This window comes from Parasphingorhabdus sp., from assembly GCF_036964565.1.
Taxonomy (GTDB): domain Bacteria; phylum Pseudomonadota; class Alphaproteobacteria; order Sphingomonadales; family Sphingomonadaceae; genus Parasphingorhabdus.
In genome coordinates this window covers 222,461-246,018 of record NZ_JBALTN010000002.1, presented here as the reverse complement: position 1 = coordinate 246,018, position 23,558 = coordinate 222,461, and the positions used below count along the sequence as shown (strand labels likewise).

Genomic DNA, 23,558 nt, shown 5'->3' with positions numbered 1-23,558 from the left:
TTACTCCGCAGCCTCCATTACGTCTGGCGTCAACTGATCACCCTTGTGCTCGCGAATGCGCCGCTCCATCTCCGGCCGGAAATGCCGGATCAGGCCCTGGATCGGCCAGGCCGCAGCGTCGCCGAGCGCGCAGATGGTGTGGCCCTCGACCTGCTTGGTCACTTCGTACAGCGTGTCAATATCCTCGATATCGGCATCGCCGTCGCGCATCTTCTCCATCACCCGCCACATCCAGCCGGTGCCTTCGCGGCATGGCGTGCACTGGCCGCAGCTTTCATGCTTGTAGAAATAGGCCAGCCGGGAAATGGCGCGGACAATGTCGGTCGACTTGTCCATCACGATCACCGCCGCCGTGCCCAGCCCCGAGCCGAGATCCTTGAGCCCGTCGAAATCCATCGGCGCGTCCATGATCTGCGCCGCCGGCACCAGCGGCACCGAGGAGCCGCCCGGAATCACCGCCAGCAGATTGTCCCAGCCGCCGGTGATGCCGCCGCAATGCTTCTCGATCATGTCCTTGAACGGGATCGACATCGCTTCCTCGAACACCGCCGGCTTCTCGACATGGCCGGAGACCTGAAACAGCTTGGTGCCGTGGTTGTTTTCGCGGCCAAAGCTGGCGAACCAGCTGGCACCGCGCCGCATGATCGTCGGCACCACCGCGATGCTCTCTACGTTGTTGACCGTCGTCGGGCAGCCGTAAAGACCGGCCCCGGCCGGAAACGGCGGCTTAAGGCGCGGCTGGCCCTTTTTCCCTTCCAGGCTCTCGATCATCGCGGTTTCCTCGCCGCAGATATAGGCACCGGCGCCGCGGTGGATGAAGACGTCGAAATCATAGCCGGACTTGGCGGCATTCTTGCCGAGCAGCCCCGCGTCATAGGCTTCCTTGACGGCTGCCTCCATGACCTTGGCTTCAAAAATATATTCGCCGCGGATATAGATATAGGCCGCCCGCGCGCGCATCGCAAAACCGGCGATCAGCGCGCCCTCGATCAGCTTGTGCGGATCGTTGCGCAATATTTCGCGGTCCTTGCACGAACCCGGCTCGGATTCGTCGGCGTTGATGACGAGAAAGCTCGGCCGCGGATTGCCCTGGCTGTCCTTGGGCGCTTCCTTGGGCATGAACGACCATTTCAGGCCGGTCGGAAAGCCCGCGCCGCCGCGACCGCGCAGGCCGCTGGCCTTCATTTCCTCAATGATCTTGTCATTGCCAAGCTTGATGATGTCGGCGGTCTTGTCCCAGTCACCGCGCTTCTGCGCTGCCTTCAGGTCCCACGACTGGAAGCCGTAGACATTGGTGAAGATCCGGTCCTTGTCCTGGAGAAAATCAAACGCCATTATTTTTTCCTCCAGCGGCCCATGACACCGCCAATGATACCAATGGCAACCACCGCGAGCGCGATCCAGCCTGCATATCCGTCGACTTGCATGGCATTAATATCCTCCCTGAAGCGCAGCTTTGGGAAGGTGGCGCGCACGGGGATGAACGTGTGAAATGCCCATCACCATTCTCCCCGATAATCGTGATTTTCCTCGACCATCGCGTGCAGATTGGTCGGCCCGCCCTCGGCCTCGCTGGTCTTCCGGCCGATTTGCGAGCCGACGGGGATTTCCTTGCCCGCTGCCAGATCCTCGAGGATCCGGCTCATGATATCATAATCGAGATCTTCATAATTGTCGTCGTTGATCTGGACCATCGGCGCGTTCGAGCAATTGCCCATGCACTCGACCTCAGTCAGCGTGAACAGGCCGTCGGGCGTGGTCTTGCCCTTGGCCATGCCCTTGTTCTTGCACGCCGCCATCACATCATCGCTGCCGCGCAACATGCACGGCGTCGTGCCGCAGACCTGCACATGATAGCGGCCAACCGGCGCCAGATTGTACATGGTGTAGAAGGTCGCGACCTCATAGGCCCGCATATAGGGCATATCGAGATAGGCGGCGACATATTCGATCACCGGCACCGGCAGCCAGCCCTGTGTTTTGGTGTCCGCACCGACCTGCCGCTGGGCGATGTCGAGCAGCGCCATCACCGCCGATTTCTGGCGGCCGGCAGGATATTTCGCAATCTGCCACTTGGCGAGCTTCTCGTTTTCCGGCGTGAACGCAAAATCGCCCCATTTGGCGCGGGTTTCGATTTCGTCGGGGATGTTGGGTGCTTCAGCCATTAACAGTCTCCCGTCATTGCGAGGAGCGCAGCGACGCGGCAATCCAGGGCGTCTGCGAGTGCCGCCCTGGATTGCTTCGCTTCGCTCGCAATGACGTCATTGGAATTGCGCAAACTCACCGGTCACACTCCCCGAACACGATATCGATCGCGCCCAGAATCGCGGTGGCGTCCGGCAGCATATGCCCCTTGCACATGAAATCCATCGCCTGCAGATGCGAGAAGGCGGTCGGCCGGATCTTGCAGCGATAGGGCTTGTTGGTGCCGTCGCTGACCAGATAGACGCCAAATTCGCCCTTGGGGCTTTCGGTCGCGACATAGACTTCGCCGGCGGGGACATGAAAACCCTCGGTATACAGCTTGAAATGGTGGATCAGCGCTTCCATCGACTGCTTCATCTCGCCGCGCTTCGGCGGGACGATCTTGCGGTCGGTGGAGGCAACGGGGCCATCGGGCATTTCGTTGAGGCACTGGCGCATGATCCTGGCGCTCTGGCGCACTTCCTCGACCCGCACCATGAACCGGTCATAGCAGTCGCCCCGGGTGCCGACCGGAACGTCGAATTCCATCCGGTCATAGACATCATAGGGCTGCGACTTGCGCAGATCCCAGGCAACGCCGCTGCCGCGCAGCACCGGGCCGGAAAAGCCCCAGCGCACCGCATCATCCTTGGACACGGTGGCGATATCGACATTGCGCTGCTTGAAGATGCGGTTGCCGACGACCAGGCTCATCGCATCGTTGAACAAAGTCGGGAACTCGTCGAGCCAGTCGGCGATATCGGTGAGCAGCTTCAGCGGCACGTCCTGATGGACGCCGCCCGGCCGGAACCAAGCGCTGTGCATGCGGGCACCGCTCGCGCGTTCGAAAAATTCCAGGCATTGCTCGCGAATTTCGAACACCCATATATTCGGGGTCATCGCACCAACGTCCATGACATGGGCGCCGATGTTGAGCATATGGTTGCAGATCCGGGTCAGCTCGGCAAACAATACCCGCAGATACTGGCCGCGCAGCGGCACCTCGAGATCGAGCAGTTTCTCGATCGCCAGCACATAGCTGTGCTCCATCGCCAGCGGCGAGCAATAGTCGAGCCGGTCAAAATAGGGCAGAGCCTGCAAATAGGTCTTGTGCTCGATCAGCTTCTCGGTGCCGCGGTGCAGCAATCCGATATGCGGATCGACCCGCTCGACAATCTCGCCGTCCAGCTCCATCACCATCCGCAACACGCCGTGCGCGGCGGGATGCTGGGGCCCGAAATTGATCGTGAAATTCTGGATCTCCAGATCGCCGGTCGTGGGATCGGCGTCGTCGGCGAGATGATCCATTTCTTCGAGATAGTCAGACACGTTTATCTCCTTCGGAGTGAACGTGCCGCTGCGGAGGCAGGGGCCCATCTAGGACCACGGCGTCAAGCGGCACTGGCAGGAGATTGATAACTGCCGTCGCAGGAAAACAGGGAGAAAATGCCATCACTTACCCTCCCCCTTCTTCTGCGTACCCGACTTGGTCCGCTTGGGGGCCGGCTTCTTGGCCGCCGCTTCCTTGCGCTTCGAGGGCTTGGCCGCCTTCTTGTTGGCCTTGTCGCCGGCGCCGGTATCGTTTGTCTTCTCGGTCGTCTTCGGGATCGGCGGCGGCGCCACGCCCTCGACTTTTTCATCACCGGGCAGGATATAGTCCGCGCCTTCCCAGGGCGACATGAAATCAAAGCTGCGGAAATCCTGCGCCAGTTTCACCGGTTCGTAGACCACGCGCTTGGCTTCTTCCGAATAGCGCATCTCGACATAGCCGGTCAGCGGGAAATCCTTGCGGAACGGGTGGCCCTGGAAACCATAGTCGGTCAGGATGCGGCGCAAATCGGTGTTGCCGTCGAACAACACGCCGTACATGTCGAACACTTCGCGTTCCAGCCAGCCGGCGACTTCCCAGATATGGGTGACGCTCGGCACCGGCGTGTCCTCGTCGGTCGTCACCTTGACGCGGATGCGGTGGTTCTTGGTCAGGCTGAGCAGATGATAGCAGACCTCGAACCGTTCCGCACGATCCGGATAGTCGACGCCGGCGATTTCCATCAGCTGCTGATATTCATGCTTCTCGCGCAGCTTTTCCAGTACGGTGGCCAGCTTGGCCCGCTCGACGGTGAAGCTGATCTCGCCATAGGCTTCGACGGTATCGAGCAGGGCAGCGCCAATTGCCTTGCCAAGCTTTGCGGCAACGCCGTCATTGCTGGAAATGGCGGGTGCGGAATGAGCCATCAGATAACTCCGTTCGTCTCGAGCGAAGTCGAGAGACCGTTTGCAGTGAACTTGACCGAGTTGCCGTTGGCGGTGAGCTGGTCCGAGTTGCCGTTAGTCCTGAGCCTGTCGAGTCGAAGACGACCGCAGGTCAACGACGCCTCAAGACGATAAACGCACTTCGACAAGCGCAGTGCTAACGGGAGCATGGACAGGCTCGGGACTAACGGGTTCAGCTTACCGATCATCATCACCGTTCAAACGTCCCGATCCGCCGGATCTTCCGCTGCAATTGCATCACGCCGTAGAGCAAGGCTTCCGCTGTCGGCGGGCATCCGGGCACGTAGATATCGACCGGCACGATCCGGTCGCAGCCGCGAACGACGCTATAGCTGTAGTGATAATAGCCGCCGCCATTGGCGCAGCTGCCCATCGAGATCACATATTTCGGATCCGACATCTGGTCATAGACCTTGCGCAGCGCCGGCGCCATCTTGTTGCACAGCGTGCCAGCAACAATCATCACGTCCGACTGGCGCGGGCTGGCGCGCGGTGCAGCGCCGAAGCGCTCCATGTCGTAGCGCGGCATGTTGACATGGATCATCTCGACCGCGCAGCAGGCGAGACCAAAGGTCATCCACCACAGCGAACCGGTACGCGCCCATTGGAACAGCTCCTCGGTCGAGGTGACCAGGAAGCCCTTGTCATTCACTTCCGAATTGAGATCCTTGAAAAAGCCCTCGTCCGGCTCTTGCGCGGCGCGCATCGGCGTGCCGTCGGCATTCAGGATCGCGGATCCGCTTGTCGTCGTTTCTAGTCCCATTCCAGTGCTCCCACCTTCCAGGCGTAGGCAAAGCCGATGATCAGCTCTGCCAGAAATACCATCATTGTCGACCAGCCGACCCAGCCGGTCAGGTCCAGCGAAACCGCCCAGGGAAAGAGAAATGCCGCTTCGAGATCGAAGATGATGAACAGGATCGCCACCAGATAGAAACGGACGTCAAACTGGCTGCGAGAATCTTCAAAAGCAGGGAAGCCGCATTCATATTCGGAGAGCTTTTCCGCACTCGGATTGTGGGTTCCGGTCAGCCGGGACACACCCATAGGCAGGAACACGAAGGCTGTTGACAGACCTATCGCTACAAACAGGAACAATAATATCGGTGCATATTCGGAAAGATCGACCACAGATGACTCGTTTCGCTAATATTCGGGCCGCTTTTAGGGAGTGGCTCCGCATGCCGCAAGGGTGAAGTCGCTTAAATTTCCGGCCTTTTGCGAGGCGTTCGCAGTTAAAGCAGCGACTTCGCCAATATCCGGTGCAGCTTGCTGTGCAGCGCTTCGTTGGCGGCCAATATTTCGCGCTGGCCAACCGGCTGGTCGCCGCCGGTAAAGTCGGTGACGAAGCCACCGGCTTCCCGAACCATCAAGATGCCAGCAGCCACGTCCCATACCTGCAGGCCCGCTTCCCAGAAGCCATCATAGCGTCCGGCGGCCAGCCAGGCAAGATCGAGCGCCGCCGACCCGTTGCGACGGATGCCTGCGACCTGCGGCGCGACCGCGCCGAAAATCCGGGCCCATTCGCTGAGATCGCCGTGGCCCTTGAACGGGATGCCGGTGGCAATCAGCGATTCCGACAGGTCGCGGCGCGCGGACACGCGCAGCCGTCGTTCGCCGAGCCATGCGCCCTTGTCCATTTCTGCCCACCAGGTCAGGTCGGTCAGGGGTTCGTAGATCAGGCCGCTGGTGATCTTGCCCCAGCCGCGGCCGTCGAGCGAGCGTTCCTGCACCGCGATCGAAATCGCGAAATGGGGAATGCCGTGCAGAAAATTGGTGGTGCCGTCGAGCGGATCGATGATCCAGCGCGGCTTGCCTTCCTCGCCCTCGATCATGCCGCCTTCCTCGAGCACGAAACCCCAGCCGGGACGAACCTTCAGCAATTCGTCGTACAGAATCCGTTCGGCGCGCATATCGGCCTTGGAAACAAAGTCGGCCGGGCCTTTTTTGGACACCTGGAGATGCTCGACTTCGCCAAAGTCCCGGCGCAGGCGCGATCCCGCCTTGCGCGCGGCGCGTTCCATGACGGTGATAAGGGCGGAATGTGCGGGCATTTTCAATCTCCCCCCTCCCGTTTGCGGGAGGGGCTTGGGGGTGGGTCTACAGGGTTTTCAAAGAGCGGGCGAGCACGATGATCGCGCCCGCGCCTGATCCCTCCCGCAAGCGGGAGGGGGCATGTTCAGTTGACCTTGCCGACATATTCGCGGGCATAGACATCGACGATGATCTTGGTTCCGGCCGAAATGAACGGCGGCACCATGACGCGGACGCCATTGTCGAGAATCGCGGGCTTGTAGCTGGACGAAGCCGTCTGGCCCTTGACCACAGCATCCGCCTCGACGATCACGGCTTCGATCTGGTCTGGCAGTGCCACCGAAATCGGCTTCTCGTCATACAGTTCGAGCTGCACGTCCATGCCGTCCTGCAAAAATTCGGCGGCGTCGCCGAGCAGGTCGGCCGGCAGCGTGATCTGCTCGTAATTTTCCTTGTCCATGAAGGTCAGCATGTCGTCCTCGGCGAACAGATACTGGAAGGTCTTGGTGTCCAGCCGCACCTTCTCGAGCGTGTCGGCGCTGCGGAAGCGGACATTGGTCTTGCGGCCGTCGACGAGATTCTTCATCTCGACCTGCATATAGGCGCCGCCCTTGCCCGGCTGGGTATGCTGGATCTTGGCAACCTTCCACAGACCGCCTTCATATTCCAATATATTGCCCGGACGGATATCCACACCGCTGATCTTCATCGCTTGTCTCGCTCGATAGATGGTTTGATTGAGCGGCGCTGTAATCCGCTGGCCGCCAATAGGCAAGCCCGGTGACGATGAAAGCGGCACGACCCGACAGGCTGTGCGGTGGCGCACAGGTCTTTTTCATACAATACGGCGAATCAATCGCGGCCTATTGTCGGCTCATGGAAAACGCATTTCTTCTCGAGCCCAGCGACGACCGCACGGACGCGGCGCACCCCTGCCCCTACGCGCCGGCCACGGGCCTGTTCGGCTATTCGATCTGCGACGGCCAGTTGCGCTCGTTCCGGGAGACAGAGGGCTATTTGCGCGACATCGAGCAGATGCCCCATTTTGCCCCGCCCTCGGCCAGCGATTTCGTCAGCCGCTATCTGGCGTCGAATATCGGCAGGACGCGCAGCGCCTCCTAGGCCTCTGCGCCGCCTTCCAGAATATCGGCAAATTTCCGCACTGCCGCAGCCGGCCCCGCCGGATCGTTCCAGACCGCGCCGGAGACCGCCAGGAAATCGGCGCCCGCCGCGACCAGCGGCGGGCAATTGTCCGGCGTGATCCCGCCGATCGCCACGCAGGGCAGTTCCATCATCTCGGCCCACCACCGAACCAGATCCAGTTCCGGCTTGTGATGGGTTTCCTTGGTCGTCGTCGGGAAAAACGCACCGAAGGCGACATAATTGGCCCCGCCCTCACCCGCTTCCATCGCCAGATGGCGGCTGTCATGACAGGTAATGCCGATCTGCACATCCTTGCCCAGCACCGCCCGCGCGGCTTCCAGGCCCTCGTCGCCCTGCCCCAGATGCACGCCGTCCGCGCCCAGCCGCTTGGCCAGCGCGACATCGTCATTGACGATGAAGGCGACATCAAATTCGTCGCAGATTGCCTGCAGCGGCTCCGCCAGCCGCGCCGCGTCCTCCGGTTCGACATCCTTGACCCGGAACTGGAAGGCCGCCACCGGCCCCGCCTCCAGCGCCTGCCGCAGCCGCTGCGGAAAATCGCCGCCGGTTTCCAGCGGCGAAATCAGGTAGAGCTGGCAGGGTTGAGGATCGCTCACGGCAGCCGGCTGGATCTAGGCGATCGAGGCGCGATAAATCTGGTCGATCGCGCCGCCCAGCACCGCGTCGAATTCCTCGTCGCTCTGCGAGACGCGCAGATCCTGCAGCAGCCCGCGGCTGAAGCTGGCGATCATGCCCTCGTTCTTCGCCAGTTCGGCGCAGGCATCCTCGGTCGAATAGCCGCCCGACAGCGCCACCAGCCGGATCACCTTCGGGTGATCGATCAGCGGCTTGTAGAGATTGGGTTCGACCGGGATCGACAGTTTCAGCATCACCCGCTGGTCATCGCGCAGCTTGTCCAGCTGCCTGGTCAGTTCGCCGAGCAAGATCTCGTCGCACGCGGCGCGCTCGTCGCTCTGGATATTCACTTCCGGCTCGATGATCGGCACCAGGCCATGGCCCAGGATTTGCTTGCCGAAGTCGAACTGCTGTCCGACGATCGAGGCGATTCCCTTGGCATTGGCATTGTTGATCACCGACCGCATCTTGGTGCCGAACACGCCCTTGGCGGACGCCTGCTTGCACTGCGCATCGAGATCCGCGATCGGCTTCATCAGCTGCACGCCGTCGGCCTCGTCCTCCAGCCCCTTGTCGACCTTGAGAAACGGCACCACGCCGCGATCCCAGAGCGCTTCCGGCACCGGCTTGCCGCCGGCGTCGCCGTTCATCGTCTTTTCGAACAGGATGGCGCCGATCACCTTGCCGTTGCCGAAGCTGGGCGAGGTGATGATGCGGCTGCGCATCTTGTGGATCAGGGTGAACATCTCGTCATCATTGGAAAAGGAATCCGCGCCGATGCCGTATCCCGCCAGGGCCTTGGGGGTCGAGCCACCGCTCTGGTCGAGCGCGGCGATAAAGCCCTGCCCGTTTTCGATCTTGCTCAGCATTTCACTATTCGCCATTTCTGTTTTCCTGACAGTTTCATCTATTTGGTTAGCGCTTCGACGCCGGGCAAGGGCTTGCCTTCCATCCATTCCAGGAAAGCGCCCCCTGCGGTCGATACAAAGCTGAAATCATCCGCCACGCCGGCATGGTTGAGCGCCGCGACCGTATCACCGCCGCCGGCAACCGACAGCAGCTGCCCTTCCTTGGTCAGCGCAGCCGCGGTTCTGGCCAGGGCCACCGTGGCCTGATCGAAGGGCGCCGTTTCGAAGGCGCCGAGCGGACCGTTCCAGACTAGGGTCCGGCAGGTCTTGAGGACATCGGACAGCGCCTCGACCGCCGCCGGCCCGATATCAAGGATCATCTCGTCGCCAGCGACCTCGTGCACATTGACGGTGCGGATTGGCGGATTGGCGCGAAATTCCTTCGCCACCACCACGTCATAGGGCAGGTGCACGGTGCAGTCGGCGCGATCGGCGGCTTCCATTATTTCATTGGCGGTGTCGGCAAGATCATGTTCGCACAGCGACTGGCCGACGTCGACGCCGCGCGCCGCGAGAAAGGTATTGGCCATGCCGCCACCGATGATCAGATGATCGACCTTCTCGACCATCTGCCGCAGGACGTCGAGCTTGCTCGAAACCTTTGCTCCACCAACAACCGCTGCGACCGGGTGCTCGGGATCGCCGAGCGCCTTGTCCAGCGCCGTCAGCTCGCGTTCCATCGAACGGCCGGCATAAGAAGGCAGGTGATGCGCAAGCCCCTCGGTGGTCACATGCGCGCGATGGGCAGCCGAAAAGGCGTCATTGACATAGAAATCCCCGAACGCGGCGAGCGCGGCGGCCATCGCCGGATCATTTTTTTCCTCGCCCGGCGCAAAACGGCTGTTTTCCAGAACGACGATGCTGCCGTTGGGCAAGGCATCAATCGCATCCTGATCGGGCTTCTGCATGAACTGCACGGGACGGCCCAATATATCAGCGAGCGGTGCCACGACCGGTTCGAGCGAATATTCCGGCTTCACTTCCCCCTTGGGTCGTCCGAAATGGGCCAGCAGCAGCAATTTTGCGCCCTTGTCCGCCAATTCGGTGACCGTCGGAATGACCGCCTGCAAGCGGGTATCGTCGGTTACCTTGCCATCCGCCATCGGCACGTTCAGGTCAACGCGGACGAAGCCGCATTTCCCTGCTACGTCGCCGATATCATCAAGCGTTTTGAAACTGTTAACCGACATTTATCAGAACCCTTATGGATTAAAGCAGGCCCGCCATGACCTTCGCGGTATCGATCATCCGATTGGAGAAGCCCCACTCGTTGTCATACCAGCTGACGACGCGGACCAGCTTGCCGTCCATCACCGTCGTTTCGAGACTGTCGACCGAGCTGCTCGCTGGCTGATGATTGAAGTCGCTGGAGACGAGCGGCTTGGTTTCATAGACCAATACGCCCTTCATCGCGCCTTCGGCTGCGGCCTTCAGCGCGCCATTGATTTCCTCGACGCTGGTGTCGCGACCGGGAGTGAACACCAGATCGACCAGGCTGACATTCGGCGTCGGCACGCGCACCGACGATCCGTCGAGCTTGCCGTTCAGTTCGGGCAACACCAGGCCTACGGCGCGCGCTGCCCCGGTGGTTGTCGGGATCATGTTGACCGCACCCGCCCGGGCCCGGCGCATGTCGCTGTGAATCTGGTCGAGCATGCGCTGATCGTTGGTGTAGCTGTGGATGGTGGTCATGAACCCACGCTCGATGCCCACGGTATCGTTGAGCACCTTGGCGACCGGGGCAAGGCAGTTGGTCGTGCAGGAAGCATTGGAAACAATGATATCCTCTGACGTCAGGACGTCATGGTTGACGCCGTAGACAACGGTTTTCAGATCACCCTTGGCCGGGGCCGAGATCAGCACGCGCTTGGCGCCGGCATCAATATGCGGCTGCGACGCTTCCTTCGACTGGAAAAAGCCCGTGCATTCGAGGACGATGTCGACGCCCATTTCACCATGCGGCAAGTCGGCAGGATTGCGCTCGGAGGTTACCGCGATTTTCTTGCCGTTGACCAGGATATGGTCGCCATGGGCGGACACTTCGCCGGGGAAGCGGCCATGGACGCTGTCAAAGGCGAAGAGCAGGGCATTGGCGTCGGCATCGGACAGGTCGTTGATCGCGACCAGCTCGAAATCGTCGTCATCGCGTTCCAGGATCGCCCGGGCCACAAGACGGCCGATCCGGCCGAATCCGTTGATTGCTACTTTCGTCATGCTATTGCTCCTTTGAATTCAAAACGCGCCGGCTTGGTTCAGCCGATTTTTTCCAGTATCTTCGGGGTGATGGCGTCCACGGTCAGGCCGAAATGCGCGTAGAGATCGTCAATCGGCGCCGAAGCCCCGAACCCGTCAATACCGAACCGCATCCCGTCGAGGCCGGTATAGCGCTCCCAGCCGATCGTGGTTCCCGCTTCGATCGATACGCGCAGCACGCCCTGCCCCCCGAGCAAATCGGACTTGTAGGCGTCGCTCTGCGCGTCGAACAATTCCGCGCAGGGCATCGAGATCACGTCGGCCCCGACACCCGCGGCCTCCAGCTTGGCAGCGACGTCGAGCGCCAGCGACACTTCGGACCCGGTTGCGACCAGCGCGACCCGCTTGTCTGCCTCGGCAGCCTTCAGGCGATAAGCGCCTTTTTCACAAAGATTTACGCTGACATCATCGCGGACCGGAGGAAGGTTCTGGCGAGTCAGCGCCAGAGTCGATGGACCGTCGGACCGCTTGATGGCCAGCGCCCAGCATTCCGCGGTTTCTATGGCATCGGCGGGCCGGAACACCTGCATGTTGGGCATCAGGCGCAGGCTCTGGATATGCTCGATCGGCTGGTGGGTCGGCCCGTCCTCTCCCAGTCCGATGCTGTCATGGGTCATCACGTAGATGACGCGCGCATTCTGTATTGCCGACAGGCGCATGGCCCCACGGCAATAGTCGGTGAAGACCAGGAATGTTCCGCCATAGGGAATGATTCCGCCGTGCAGCGCCATCCCGTTCATCGCCGCAGCCATGCCGAATTCGCGAATGCCATAATAAATATAGCGACCCGAATAATCGTCTTTTGTCAAAGGCTTGGTCGATGATGTTTTGGTATTGTTTGAACCGGTGAGATCGGCGCTGCCACCCAGCATTTCCGGGAGCGCTTCGGTGATCGCGCCGAGCGCCATTTCCGAAGCCTTGCGCGTTGCGACCTTTGGCGGGTCCTTGGCCAGGCTGTCGAGATAATCCTGCATCGCGCTGCCGGCGGGGAGCTCGCCCGCCATCCGGCGGGTAAATTCCGCAGCCTGGGCATGGCCTTCGAGCCGTTTCTGCCAGTCCGCATGCGCCGTCGCGCCCTTGTCGCCCAGCGCGCGCCACGATGTCAGGACATCATCGGGAATGACAAAGGGCTCGTGATCCCAGCCGAGCGCCGCCCGCGTGCCGGCAATCTCGTCGCCGCCAAGCGGTGCACCATGAGTAGCCGCGGTTCCCTGCTTGGTGGGCGCGCCATAACCGATGATGGTCTTGCAGGCGACCAGCGAAGGCCGAGGGTCGGCCTGGGCTTCGCTCAGCGCCTGGCGGATCGCATCAACATCGTGACCGTCGCAGGACACCACGTGCCAGCCCGACGCCCGATAGCGAGCCGGGATATCTTCGCTTGTCGATAAATCCGTTTTACCGTCGATGGTTATACCATTATCATCCCACAAGACATTAAGTCTGCCAAGACCCAGGTGACCGGCCAGGCCGACCGCTTCGTGGTTGATCCCTTCCATCAGACAGCCATCGCCGGCGATGACCCAGGTGCGGTGATCGACGATATCATCGCCGAACAGGGCGTTCAGATGCCGTTCGGCAACGGCCATGCCCACGGCCGTGGCAAATCCCTGGCCGAGCGGTCCGGTCGTGGTTTCGACGCCTTCGAGCTTGAAATTTTCCGGATGGCCGGCACAGGGGGAACTGATCTGGCGGAAATCCTTGATGTCCTGCAACGTCGGGCGCGCGTAGCCGGTCAGGTGTAGCAGCGAGTAGATCAGCATTGATCCGTGGCCGGCCGACAGGACGAACCGGTCCCGATCCGCCCATTTCGGTGCCGCCGGGTCATATTTCAGAAAATCACTGAACAGCACGGTGGCGACATCGGCCATGCCCATGGGCATCCCGGGATGGCCGCTGTTGGCAGCCTCCACCGCATCCATCGCAAGCGCTCTGATGGCGTTTGCCATGTTTTTTTCGGTAACAGTCATGACTGGTCTGGTCCCCCGGATTGGCGCGTGCACGCACGCAACAAATTGCTGCGATTCGCTATTTTGCCCCCTCCTTTGATGATCCGGCAAGGCGCCGTCAAGGATCGCTTTTCACTATCCAGTGTTTACGCCGCGGGAATAGATTGTTAGCAACGAAAGACAGGAACTTACCTGTTGCAATCAAGCTATGGAAATTGCTTATGGACAATGAACGCGTCATCCTGGCGATCGGACGGATCGAACGGGCGCTGAGCCGGATTGAATCGGCAAAGGACAGCATGAAGGCGCAAGCCGATGCGGCATTGGAGGCGCGCCACGAGGCGCTGAAAACCGAAATGAAACAGGCGATCCGGACGATCGACCGGCTGATCGAGCGGCAGGAGAACTGACATGGCGCAGATGAAACTCGAAATTGGTGGTCGGTCGTTCATGGTTTCCTGCCAGGACGGCGAGGAAGCGCACCTGACGAGGCTCGCCGCGATGGTCGACGGCAAGGCGCGGGAGTCCGGTGACCCCGCCGGGCTGAACGAGAGCCGCATGCTGCTGTTCACGTCGCTGTTGCTGGCGGACGAGCTGCACAGCGCGCGGACCGGCAATGGCGAGCCAGCGGAGCCGGCGCAGCCTGCCGGGCCGGATCCGAGGGACGAACAGGCGATCGCCGCGCTGGAAAAATTGGCCGATCGCGCAGAGCAACTGGCGAACAGCCTTGAGTAACGACCGCGGCGCGCCTAGATAGGGTGTGACGGGTACTGTCTGGCACGAGCTTGATACGAACATCCCTGAGGCGATATAACTTCCTAGGGAGCTGTCCCTGCCCGGATTGCGGACTGTTTGGCAGTCGGGTCCGATGCATATGGCGCCCACCTGACGTAATAGGCGTCAGAGGATTTTCCGGCAAACGACCAAGATGGTCCCGTCACTCCTCGACCGAAAGAATAGTCTTTTGAGCAGCTTAGGCGATGATAAGAAGAAACTGCGCGAAGAATATAGACGGCGGAGAGACGCATTTTACAGCCAGCTGGACGCGGCCACCCGCGGACTGGCCTTTCGCCGGCCACCCTCGCCTCTGGCCCGCCTGATCGATCAGGCAGAGATCATCGCGCTGTATAGCGCGGCCGGCGCCGAGGCGCCGACATCCCGTCTGGCCGACTATCTCGCGGAAATCGGAAAGACCATTGCCTACCCCTTGTGTGTGGGCGATGCGCCGCTGGAATTTCGCAGGATCGACAATATCGACCTGCTGGAATCCGGATTCCGCAACATATCGGAGCCCGGGCCGGATTGTCCCGTCGTAGATCCGGACCTGATCGTCGCCCCGATGCTCGCCTTTGACCGGTCGATGCATCGGCTCGGCCAGGGCGGCGGCCATTATGACCGCAGCTTCGCCCGTCATCCGGGTGCGAAACGTATCGGATTCGCCTGGTCGGTGCAGGAAACCGATCGGGTTCCCACCGAGGAACACGATATTCGCCTCGACATGATCGTGACGGAATGCGAAATAATTCAAAGAGTTGAAGAGATGTCATGACAACAGATCAGGACCCCGACCTGCCGCATAATCCCCCCGATGCCCCGAATTGGCGGCAGCCCGCCGGCATCATCCTGATTCTGGCGGTGATTCTGCTGTGGTGCCGGATCGTGGTCAGCATGATCGACTGGATCAGCGGCCTGCCGTTCCTCGCGCAGCTGCCGATCTACATCATCGCAGGCATTGCCTGGATCTTTCCGGTCAAGCCGTTGCTGATCTGGATGAATACCGGAAAACTCCGGCCCTGAAGCGCCATCCCCCCGCATATTCGGGGAAATGGCGCGAGTGACGAGACTTGAACTCGCGACCTCCGGCGTGACAGGCCGGCGCTCTAACCAACTGAGCTACACCCGCGTATGCGCCTGCATTGGGCGGTGAAGCAGCGCAAGTAGAAGAGCCTCGCTTTCCTGTCAACTACACTCTTTCGATTATTCGAGAAAATTCAAAAACCCGTCCCATTCGGCCGCTCCGCGGCTCTCTCGGGCGCGCCTCTGGCGATCCTGCGAACCCGTCCGCTGGAGCGACCCCATGCAGCGAAGTTACCAGAAGTTACGGTAAACAGCTGGTTAACCGGTGCCGCGCGCAGCTTCTCTAAACCATATTTTTCTGCAGATTTCCGCGCCTCCCAAACATAAAATATCCATGACGTCATTTATCGGACGTTTACGAAATATTTGCCTTTCTTCGTCATAGGGACGGCATGAAATACAGAGACCAGCAGATATTTCGCCGCCCTTCAAGCGCGCTCGCACACCCTGTTCGCCATCGCCCCTGGGCGGTTGCGCTGGCAGGCGCGAGCCTGTTCTTGGCTCCCTCTGCAGCCCAGGCTGCAGGGACCGTGGCCGGCACCGACATCCTCAACGTCGCCCAGGCGACCTATGACAAGCCCGGCGGCGGCGCTCCGCTGACGATCGATTCCAACACGGTCACCATCAAGGTGGACGAACTGCTGGACGTCATGGTGAAGGCCAGCGACCCCGGCGACGTCCCGGTCGCCAGCGGCGCGACCGGACAGGTCCTCGCCTATCAGGTGACCAACAGCGGCAACGGCTCCGAGGCCTTCACCCTCGCCGCCGATACCGCGCGCCCCGGCGATGCATTTGACACGCTGTTCGAGCAGATCGTCCTCGATAGCAACGGGAACGGCGTCTACGATGCCGGCGTCGACACCGTCTACACGCCAGGCAGCAACGATCCGCTGCTCGCCCCGGACGAAAGCGTCACCGTCTTCATCCTCTCGTCGATCCCCGCCTCGGTCACCGATACCGATCGGGCCGAAATCGCGCTTTCCGCCACCGCCGTCACCGGCAGCGGCACCCCCGGCACCGTGTTCGCCGGACTGGGCGACGGCGGCAGCGACGCGGTCACCGGCACCACCGGCGCGAGCAGCACCGACAGCGGCTTCTTCGTCGTCCGGGCGACCGAGGTCACGCTCGTCAAGAGCGCCACCATCACCGATCCGTTCGGCGGCAGCGAGGCCGTGCCCGGCGCGGTCATCCGCTACCAGCTCGTCGCGACCACCGTCGGCAGCGGCGACATCGCCAATCTCACCATCCGCGACACGATCCCCGCCGCCACCAGCTACCAGGCCGAGAGCCTGACGCTCGATGGCACCGCCCTCGGCGATGCGGCGGGCGATGGCGATGCCGGATCCTTCGCCGGCAGCGAGATCGCCGTTGCGCTTGGCACCGTGCCTGGCGGCCAGACGCGGACCATCACCTTTCAAGTCACCATCGACTGAACGCAACCGGGGGGTATCACAACATGATCGGAAGACTTTTCTGCGCCATTGCCCTGCTGCTGCCGGGCGCCGCCATGGCGGCCAACAATGTCAGCCTGTCGAGCGACGTGTTCGTCGAGCGCAAGGTGGCGAAGCCCAACGGCACCACCGCGCTGGTGCTCGAGCAGCCGAAAACCGTCACCCCCGGCGACAAGCTGGTGTTCGTCGTCAACTATCGCAACGTCGGCAACGCGCCGGCCACCGATTTTTCCGTCACCAACCCGCTGCCCAAGGCAGTGGCGTTCAACGGCACCGCCGACGGCACCGAACTTGTCTCCGTTGACGGCGGCAAGAGCTGGGGCCCGCTTTCGGCCCTCACCTATCTTGGCGAGAATGGCGATGTCCGCCCCGCCCTGATGACCGATGTCACTCATGTGAAATGGAAGTTTAATCGTTCTATTTCAGCAGGATCAGGGGGGAAGTTGGTATTTCGTGGCACAGTGAAGTGACCGCAACCGTACCGGATCGTCGCGGGTTTGGCGATCCAATTTAAGTGAAACAGGAGACAGTTATGACCAGTATACTGAAACTTCTCGTTGCCACTAGTACCATTTCTGTAGCGGCGCTGGGTGCAAACCCGGCGTTCGCTGCAGATTTGGGAACTAATGCAGGAACGAGCATTACGAACAATGTGAGCGTCGCCTTCAATGTCGGCGGAACCGCGCAGACCGCGTCCACCGACAGCGACGTTTTCGTCGTCGACCGCGAAGTCAATCTTGTCATCGCCAAGAGCGACACGTCGAACACCACCGTTGCGCCAGGGGCCACGCAGCAGGCCGTGACCTATACCGTCAGCAACCAGACCAACGACACCATCGACGTGCTGCTGAGCGCGGAACAGCTGGGCGGCGACGATTTCAACGTCACCGGGCCGATCACCTTCTATCTTGATGACGGCAACGGCATTTTTGATGGCGGCGACACGTTGATCAGCTCGATCGACAACCTTGCGGAAGATGTCACGGTTACCGTTCACGCGGTCGCCAACATCCCGACCGGCATCGTCACCGGCGACCTCGCCGATATCGTGCTGATCGGCCAGGCAGCCAATGCAGCCACCGGCGTCGCCTTTGTCAACAACAGCGGCGATGTGGATGATGCCACCGTGGTCCAGAACGTCTTTGCCGACGGCTCCGGCACCGCCAGCGGCGACATTGCCGGCGACGGTCGCCACAGCGCAACCGACACCTATGAGGTCGCAGCGGCCAATATCTCGGTGTTCAAGTCGAGCCGGGTGGTCAGCGATCCTCTTGGATCGGCCAATCCGAAGGCCATTCCCGGCGCGGTCATCGAATATTGCATTTCGGTGGCCAACGGCGCCGGTTCGGCGACGGCGACCGGTGTGACGATCACCGATACGCTACCGGCCGACGTGGGCGGCAACGGCATCACCTTTGTCACCGGGTCCATTCTGATCGACGCTACGGCGACGATCACGGCTGGTCCGCCGCAGACGCAGACCTGTACGGGCGGCGTTGCGGGTGGCAGCTTTGCCGATCCGACCGTCACCGGTGTCCTGTCCGACATCTCGGCCGGCACCAACCGTGCGATGATCTTCCGCGTCACCGTTGACTAGACCATAGCAAAACTGGCGGCAGGCAGGCGTTCATGCGTTTGCCGGCCGCCAGCTTTCTGCTTGATCCATGGGATTTCTGACCAGCCTTTTCCGGCCGTTTGGCCTGGCAGCTGCTGCATGCGCCTTGACCGCGCCTGTCGCACCGGCACTCGCACAGCCCGAGTTTGCCGAGGAGCAGCCGCATGCCCCGGACTTTGCCATCGCGCAGGCACAGAACCTGCCGCTGATCAGCAATATTGCCCGGGCCGAGTGGGACAGAGACGGCACCAGGCAGTCACGGCCGTCCAACCGGGTCGATATCCAGGTGGTTCCCCCGCCGCAAGCCCCCCCGGAAATCACGATCTACCAGTTTGGCGACCCTTCGGGCGCCGAACGGATCGCCATTCCAGGCACGATGTGCAGGGGATCAGGCGGAGCAATACCCATCGAACTGCATGGCGCGTTCGCCGGGATCTCGACAAATCCTGCTACCATCCTCCCTGCCGACAAGATTCGCGCCGGCGCGCCGCTGATCATATCGATCCTCGCGCCCAACCGGAATCTCGACCCCGCGCTGATCGACAGCTTTGATATCACCGTCTCGACCGATGCGGGCGACCAGGAAATCATCACGATATCGGAAACCGGCCCGAATAGCGGCCGGTTTGTCGGCCTCATCAATACCGCCGCGATCCCGCCCAATCCGGTCCAGGGCGACTGCCGCCTGTCCGTCAACAAGTGCGATACGCTGGACGTGATCATCGGCGAATCCGCTGGTACCCCGCTGGGTAGGGTCAAGGTGTCGATTCTCGTCGATCCCTTTGGTGAAACGTTCGACAGCGGCGACGGCACGCCGATATCGGGCACCCGCGTGACCCTGATCGACATGGCTACCGGACAGCCGGCCGAGGTTTTCGGCGATGACGGCGTTTCCGCATTTCCCAATTCGGTCATCACCGGCAGCACCGTCACCGACAGCAGCGGCACGATTTATGAGTTCAGCGAGGGATTCTACCGTTTCCCCTTCGCCCGGCGCGGCAGCTACCGGCTGCTGGTAGAGCCGCCCGCGCCCTATCGCTTTGCGTCCGCGGCCACACCCCAGCAACTGACGGGATTGCGCCGCACCGACGGCCTGCCCTTCACGATTGTCGATGGCTCGTACGGCGGCGTCATCATTCTGGACGATCCGGCCCCGGTCCGCGTCGATGTGCCGATGGACCGCCCCGGCTCGCCGCTGTTCATCGCCAAGGCAGCCTCGACCGCGCAAGCGGTGCCGGGAGACGCCGTCCAGTACCGGATCACCGTCACCAACAGCGATCCGACCCGCAGCACGGGCGAGATCACCATTTCCGACCGCCTCCCGGCGGCGATGCGCTTGAAAACCAATACCGTGCGCTACAACGGTCAGCTGGTTGCCCCCGACATCCGGCCCAATGGCCAGGATTTTACCGTCGCGGCCCCGCCCCTGCTCCCGTCCGGCAGCGGCCTGCTCACCTATATCGCCGAGGTCCGCCAGGACGCCGCGCCGGGTGATGCGCTGAATCTCGCCTCGGCCATCGACGATCGCGGCACGACCAGCCCGACCACCGATGCGGTTGTCCGCATCGAACGCGACGGCATTTCCGACCGATTCACGCTGATTGGCCGGATCACCGACGGCGAATGCGGCGTCAGCCCCCGTGACGCTGCCGGGGTTGGCGGTATCCGTGTCATGCTCCAGGACGGAACCTACACCGTCACCGACAGCGAAGGCCGCTATCATTTCGAGGGACTGCGTCCCGGACTGCACGTCGTCCAGGTCGATCCCTCGACCTTTCCGGCCGACCGCGCACCGGTCGATTGCGCCCGCAACACCCGCAGCGCCGGCAGCGCCATCTCCCGCTTCGTCGAGGGCCGGGGCGGCGCGCTGAAACGCGCGAATTTCTACGCGAAAAAAGTCGCCCCGCGCACGATCGACACGCGCGAGGTGTATCACAAGCCCGAAGTCGCCTCCGATCCGGAAGCCGCTGGCGCGGGCCAGGACTGGCTGACCGGCCGGAAACCCGGCATCGCGTGGCTGTTCCCGCAGGCCGATCACAATCCGCGCGTCAAGGCGCTGCGCGTCGCGATCCAGCATCATGCCGGACAGACGGTGGAACTGTCGGTCAACGGCAAGCCGGTCAACCCGCTTGCCTTTGACGGCACCAGGAAGAGCGCCGATGGCACGATCAGGGTCAGCACCTGGCGCGGCATCGAGATCGAGGCCCGCGGCAATGTCTTCGTCGCGCGGGTTCTGGACCGCGACGGCAAACTGGTCGAGCAGCTCGATAGAACCGTCCATTATGCCAGCAGCCCGCTCCATGCCGAACTGCTGAAGGACCGGTCGATCCTGATCGCCGACGGGGTGACCCGGCCGGTTCTCGCGGTTCGCCTGACCGACCGCGACGGCAAGCCGGCGCGCCACGGCATGGTGGGCGACTTCACGGTTCCGGCTCCCTATGCGCCGGCCATTGAAATCGACGCACAGCAGGCCAACCAGCTGGCCGGCCTTGAACGGGCCGCGCCGGTATGGCGGGTGGAAGGCGACGAGGGTATCGCCTATATCGAACTGGCGCCAACAACCGCCTCCGGTTCGCTCAGCATTTCTTTCCCGTTTCGCGACGGCGAGGTGGAACGGAACCAGCGGATATCAACATGGCTCGATCCCGGCAACCGGCCCTGGACCGTGGTCGGCTTTGCTGCCGGCACGCTTGGCTTCAACACCCTCGACGAGCGGCTTGAGGATCTGGTCGACGATGATGACAATATCAACGTCGATGGACGGGTCGCGCTCTATGCCAAGGGCCGGGTCACCGGCAAATGGCTGATGACCCTCGCCTATGACAGCGACAAGCAGGAAGACGAAACCCGTTTCCAGGGCATTATCGACCCGCGCCGCTATTACACCGTCTATGCCGACCGCAGCGAACAGCGCTATGATGCCGCGTCGGTACGCCGGCTCTACCTGAAGCTCGAGCGGCCCCAGTTTTACGCGCTGTTCGGCGACTATGAGACGGGCATCGATGAACCGCAGCTCGCCCGCTACCAGCGCGCGTTCAACGGCATCAAGGCCGAATATCGCAACGAACAGGTGCATCTGAACGCCTTTGCCGCCGACTCCGCCAACCGGTTCCGCCGCGAGGAAATCCAGGGCAACGGTCTCTCGGGGCCCTATGCACTGTCGACCCGCGACATCCTTGCCAACAGTGAACGGATCACGCTGGAAACCCGCGACCGGCTCCGGTCGGACCGGATCATCGAGCGCCGCGAACTGACCCGCCATATCGATTATGACATCGACTATCTCGGCGGCACCTTGCGCTTCCGCGAACCGATCCTCAGCCGCGGCAGTGGCCTCGACCCGCAATTCATCATCGCCGAATATGAAGTGCTGGGCGTCGGCGATCGCAATCTGAACGCCGGTGGCCGGGCGACCTACCAGACCGCCGACGAAAAGCTGCGGATCGGCGCGACGGCGGTCCATGACGAAAACCAGAGCGTGAAAACCGATATGCTCGGCGTCGATGTCCGCTACCAGCCCGATCTCAAGACCGAAGTGCGGGCGGAACTGGCCCTCACCGACAACCAGGCGAAAAATGCCGGGGCAACCGCCACCGGGCGCACCGCCACCGCCTGGCTGGTGGAAGCCGAGCATCATGGCGCGAATTTCGACATTCTGGCCTATGTCCGTCGCCAGACCTCCGGATTCGGTCTGGGACAGCTGAACGCGGCCGAAAGCGGCACCCGCAAGTTCGGCATCGACGGCCGGGTCCGCATCCGCGAGAATCTGTCGCTGGCGGTCACCAGCTACCAGGAAAACTTCCTGGTATCGGATGCCCGCCGCCGCGCCGGCACCGCGGAACTGGAATATCGCACGGACCAGACGTCGTTCCGCGCGGGCATTGTCTATGCCCAGGACCAGTTGTCCGACGGCTCTGTCAACCAGTCCACGCTGGTCCGGCTCGGCGCCACCCAGCGGCTGTTCGACGGCAAGCTCGAACTGGATGCGCAGACCGAATTTGCTCTTGGTGGCCAGGACGAAAGCATCGACTTCCCCGCCCGCCACACCGTCTCGGCTCGCTACGCCGTGACCGACGATGTCAAGATCATCGGCACCTATGAAATTGCCGAAGGCGAGAATATCGACGCCCGCACCGCACGGATCGGGGTCGACGTCTCGCCGTGGAACGGCGCGCGGGTCGTCAGCAGCATGAACCAGCAGGACATTCGCGAATATGGTCCGCGTACCTTTGCCGCTTATGGCCTGACCCAAAGCATCCCGCTCGATGAGAACTGGACCATCGACGTGTCGCTGGACGGCAACGAAACCATCGGCGGATTTGATCGCGGTGACGTGATCAACGAACAGCAGCCGGTCGCTGCTGGCGGCTTCCTGGGCAATGGCACGACATTGACCGAGGATTTTCTTGCGGTCACCGCCGGTTTCACCTTCCGCAGCGATGACTGGAGCTGGAACGGACGCGCCGAATATCGCGATGGCGACATCAGCGAACGCTACGGCTTCACCACCGCGCTGCTCAAGCAGATCGGCGAAGGCAGCGCCCTCGGTGCGCTCGCCAGCATGTTCGTCGCCGAAGACCAGACCGGTGTCAGCACCAGGGTTATCGAAGCCGAAGCCAGCTGGGCCCATCGCCCGCTCGACAGCCAATGGTCCTGGCTGCAGAAACTCGAATTCCGCGAAGATCGCGTCCGCAATGCGGTGGCCGGCGCGTCCGGACCGATTGGCGGGGCTCCGCTGCTCGTCGACGGCGACGTCACATCGCGGCGCATCATCAACAGCCTGAGCATCAACTATGCGCCGGTCGGATCAGACAATGGCCTGTTCAGCGAAGCGGGCGAATATGGCCTGTTCTGGGGCAGCCGCTACGTGTTCGACCGGTTCGGGGAAGACGATCTCGAAGGATGGAGCAACGTGGTCGGCGCGGACGTGAAGTTCGATCTGTCGGACACGCTCGACATCGGCGGCCAGGCAACGGCGCGCGTCGGCAACGATTTCGACACCATCGCCTATAGCGGCGGACCGTCTGTCGGCATCACCCCGTTCAAGAACGGCTATATTTCGGTCGGTTATAATGTCGTCGGTTTTGCCGACCGTGATTTCGAGGAAAGCCGCTACACCCGGGACGGACCATTCATCACATTCCGTCTCAAATTTGATCAGCAGACATTGGGAAGCCTGGGGCTTTGAGCGACCAGTCTGCGGAATACCCTGAGTGGTGCAGCGCGTTACCGTTAGTGGTGAGCTTGTCGAACCACACCT

The 23,558-nt window shown here is 61.9% G+C and carries 22 protein-coding genes and 1 tRNA gene; 9 read left to right on the top strand and 14 right to left on the bottom strand.

From position 1 onward, the window contains the following. The 8 genes from nuoF to efp all read right to left on the bottom strand — a co-directional run bounded on the left by nuoF (window position 1) and on the right by efp (window position 7,198). Window positions 1-1,335 (bottom strand): NADH-quinone oxidoreductase subunit NuoF, encoded by a 1,335-nt coding sequence (gene nuoF / locus V7650_RS03215; protein ID WP_335654793.1) that lies wholly within the window; start codon window positions 1,333-1,335, stop codon window positions 1-3. Window positions 1,336-1,499: 164 nt separating this feature from the next. Further along, window positions 1,500-2,165, bottom strand: a complete 666-nt coding sequence (locus V7650_RS03210; RefSeq protein ID WP_335654792.1) for a complex I 24 kDa subunit family protein — start codon at window positions 2,163-2,165, stop codon at window positions 1,500-1,502. 115 nt (window positions 2,166-2,280) lie between these two features. Then, on the bottom strand, window positions 2,281-3,513 hold the full coding sequence (locus V7650_RS03205) for an NADH-quinone oxidoreductase subunit D (RefSeq protein ID WP_335654791.1): 1,233 nt from the start codon (window positions 3,511-3,513) through the stop codon (window positions 2,281-2,283). Between the two features lie 123 nt (window positions 3,514-3,636). Next, window positions 3,637-4,419, bottom strand: coding sequence for an NADH-quinone oxidoreductase subunit C (locus V7650_RS03200; protein WP_335654790.1), 783 nt, complete (start codon window positions 4,417-4,419; stop codon window positions 3,637-3,639). A gap of 229 nt (window positions 4,420-4,648) precedes the next feature. Continuing rightward, complete coding sequence (locus V7650_RS03195) at window positions 4,649-5,164, bottom strand: NuoB/complex I 20 kDa subunit family protein (RefSeq protein ID WP_335654944.1); 516 nt, start codon at window positions 5,162-5,164, stop codon at window positions 4,649-4,651. 47 nt (window positions 5,165-5,211) lie between these two features. After that, entirely contained in the window at window positions 5,212-5,586 is a 375-nt protein-coding gene (gene ndhC / locus V7650_RS03190; RefSeq protein ID WP_335654789.1) for an NADH-quinone oxidoreductase subunit A, read from the bottom strand. Window positions 5,587-5,690: 104 nt separating this feature from the next. Further along, the gene (locus V7650_RS03185; protein ID WP_335654788.1) at window positions 5,691-6,509 is read right to left on the bottom strand and encodes an inositol monophosphatase family protein; all 819 of its coding nucleotides are present in this window, start codon (window positions 6,507-6,509) and stop codon (window positions 5,691-5,693) included. A 125-nt stretch (window positions 6,510-6,634) separates the two neighbouring features. Then, window positions 6,635-7,198 carry an elongation factor P gene (gene efp, locus V7650_RS03180; RefSeq protein ID WP_335654787.1) on the bottom strand — a complete coding sequence of 188 codons (564 nt, stop codon included), beginning with the start codon at window positions 7,196-7,198 and terminating at the stop codon, window positions 6,635-6,637. A 167-nt stretch (window positions 7,199-7,365) separates the two neighbouring features. Between efp and V7650_RS03175 the strand changes: the two genes are divergently transcribed. Beyond that, entirely contained in the window at window positions 7,366-7,611 is a 246-nt protein-coding gene (locus V7650_RS03175) for a hypothetical protein (RefSeq protein WP_335654786.1), read from the top strand. Here the strand turns inward: V7650_RS03175 and thiE are convergent. The 5 genes from thiE to tkt are packed head-to-tail and all read right to left on the bottom strand — an operon-like array spanning window position 7,608 to window position 13,396. Further along, window positions 7,608-8,249, bottom strand: coding sequence for a thiamine phosphate synthase (gene thiE / locus V7650_RS03170; protein WP_335654785.1), 642 nt, complete (start codon window positions 8,247-8,249; stop codon window positions 7,608-7,610). The genes V7650_RS03175 and thiE overlap by 4 nt on opposite strands. A 15-nt stretch (window positions 8,250-8,264) precedes the next feature. Beyond that, entirely contained in the window at window positions 8,265-9,152 is an 888-nt protein-coding gene (locus V7650_RS03165) for a fructose bisphosphate aldolase (protein WP_335654784.1), read from the bottom strand. A gap of 23 nt (window positions 9,153-9,175) precedes the next feature. Beyond that, a complete protein-coding gene (locus tag V7650_RS03160; RefSeq protein WP_335654783.1) occupies window positions 9,176-10,366 on the bottom strand; it encodes a phosphoglycerate kinase in 1,191 nt (396 codons plus the stop codon). A 19-nt stretch (window positions 10,367-10,385) separates the two neighbouring features. Beyond that, window positions 10,386-11,390 (bottom strand): type I glyceraldehyde-3-phosphate dehydrogenase, encoded by a 1,005-nt coding sequence (gene gap, locus V7650_RS03155; RefSeq protein WP_335654782.1) that lies wholly within the window; start codon window positions 11,388-11,390, stop codon window positions 10,386-10,388. 38 nt (window positions 11,391-11,428) lie between these two features. Beyond that, window positions 11,429-13,396 carry a transketolase gene (gene tkt, locus V7650_RS03150; protein WP_335654781.1) on the bottom strand — a complete coding sequence of 656 codons (1,968 nt, stop codon included), beginning with the start codon at window positions 13,394-13,396 and terminating at the stop codon, window positions 11,429-11,431. A 200-nt stretch (window positions 13,397-13,596) separates the two neighbouring features. Between tkt and V7650_RS03145 the strand changes: the two genes are divergently transcribed. The 4 genes from V7650_RS03145 to V7650_RS03130 all read left to right on the top strand — a co-directional run bounded on the left by V7650_RS03145 (window position 13,597) and on the right by V7650_RS03130 (window position 15,172). Then, the gene (locus tag V7650_RS03145; RefSeq protein ID WP_335654780.1) at window positions 13,597-13,785 is read left to right on the top strand and encodes a hypothetical protein; all 189 of its coding nucleotides are present in this window, start codon (window positions 13,597-13,599) and stop codon (window positions 13,783-13,785) included. 1 nt (window position 13,786) lies between these two features. Continuing rightward, the gene (locus V7650_RS03140; protein WP_335654779.1) at window positions 13,787-14,110 is read left to right on the top strand and encodes a cell division protein ZapA; all 324 of its coding nucleotides are present in this window, start codon (window positions 13,787-13,789) and stop codon (window positions 14,108-14,110) included. A gap of 229 nt (window positions 14,111-14,339) precedes the next feature. Next, window positions 14,340-14,924 (top strand): 5-formyltetrahydrofolate cyclo-ligase, encoded by a 585-nt coding sequence (locus tag V7650_RS03135; RefSeq protein WP_335654778.1) that lies wholly within the window; start codon window positions 14,340-14,342, stop codon window positions 14,922-14,924. Then, on the top strand, window positions 14,921-15,172 hold the full coding sequence (locus tag V7650_RS03130; RefSeq protein WP_335654777.1) for a DUF2842 domain-containing protein: 252 nt from the start codon (window positions 14,921-14,923) through the stop codon (window positions 15,170-15,172). The genes V7650_RS03135 and V7650_RS03130 overlap by 4 nt, the downstream gene beginning before the upstream one ends. Before the next feature lie 29 nt (window positions 15,173-15,201). On the opposite strand, the gene V7650_RS03125 is transcribed toward V7650_RS03130, so the two are convergent. Beyond that, window positions 15,202-15,278: transfer RNA gene (locus V7650_RS03125), tRNA-Asp, on the bottom strand. A 484-nt stretch (window positions 15,279-15,762) separates the two neighbouring features. Here V7650_RS03125 and V7650_RS03120 point away from each other — a divergent pair. The 4 genes from V7650_RS03120 to V7650_RS03105 all read left to right on the top strand — a co-directional run bounded on the left by V7650_RS03120 (window position 15,763) and on the right by V7650_RS03105 (window position 23,486). Continuing rightward, complete coding sequence (locus tag V7650_RS03120; protein ID WP_335654776.1) at window positions 15,763-16,665, top strand: hypothetical protein; 903 nt, start codon at window positions 15,763-15,765, stop codon at window positions 16,663-16,665. Between the two features lie 23 nt (window positions 16,666-16,688). Beyond that, window positions 16,689-17,153, top strand: a complete 465-nt coding sequence (locus V7650_RS03115) for a hypothetical protein (protein ID WP_335654775.1) — start codon at window positions 16,689-16,691, stop codon at window positions 17,151-17,153. A gap of 62 nt (window positions 17,154-17,215) precedes the next feature. Then, on the top strand, window positions 17,216-18,280 hold the full coding sequence (locus V7650_RS03110) for a hypothetical protein (RefSeq protein ID WP_335654774.1): 1,065 nt from the start codon (window positions 17,216-17,218) through the stop codon (window positions 18,278-18,280). 124 nt (window positions 18,281-18,404) lie between these two features. Then, window positions 18,405-23,486, top strand: a complete 5,082-nt coding sequence (locus V7650_RS03105; RefSeq protein WP_335654773.1) for a hypothetical protein — start codon at window positions 18,405-18,407, stop codon at window positions 23,484-23,486. Window positions 23,487-23,558: the final 72 nt, after the last annotated feature.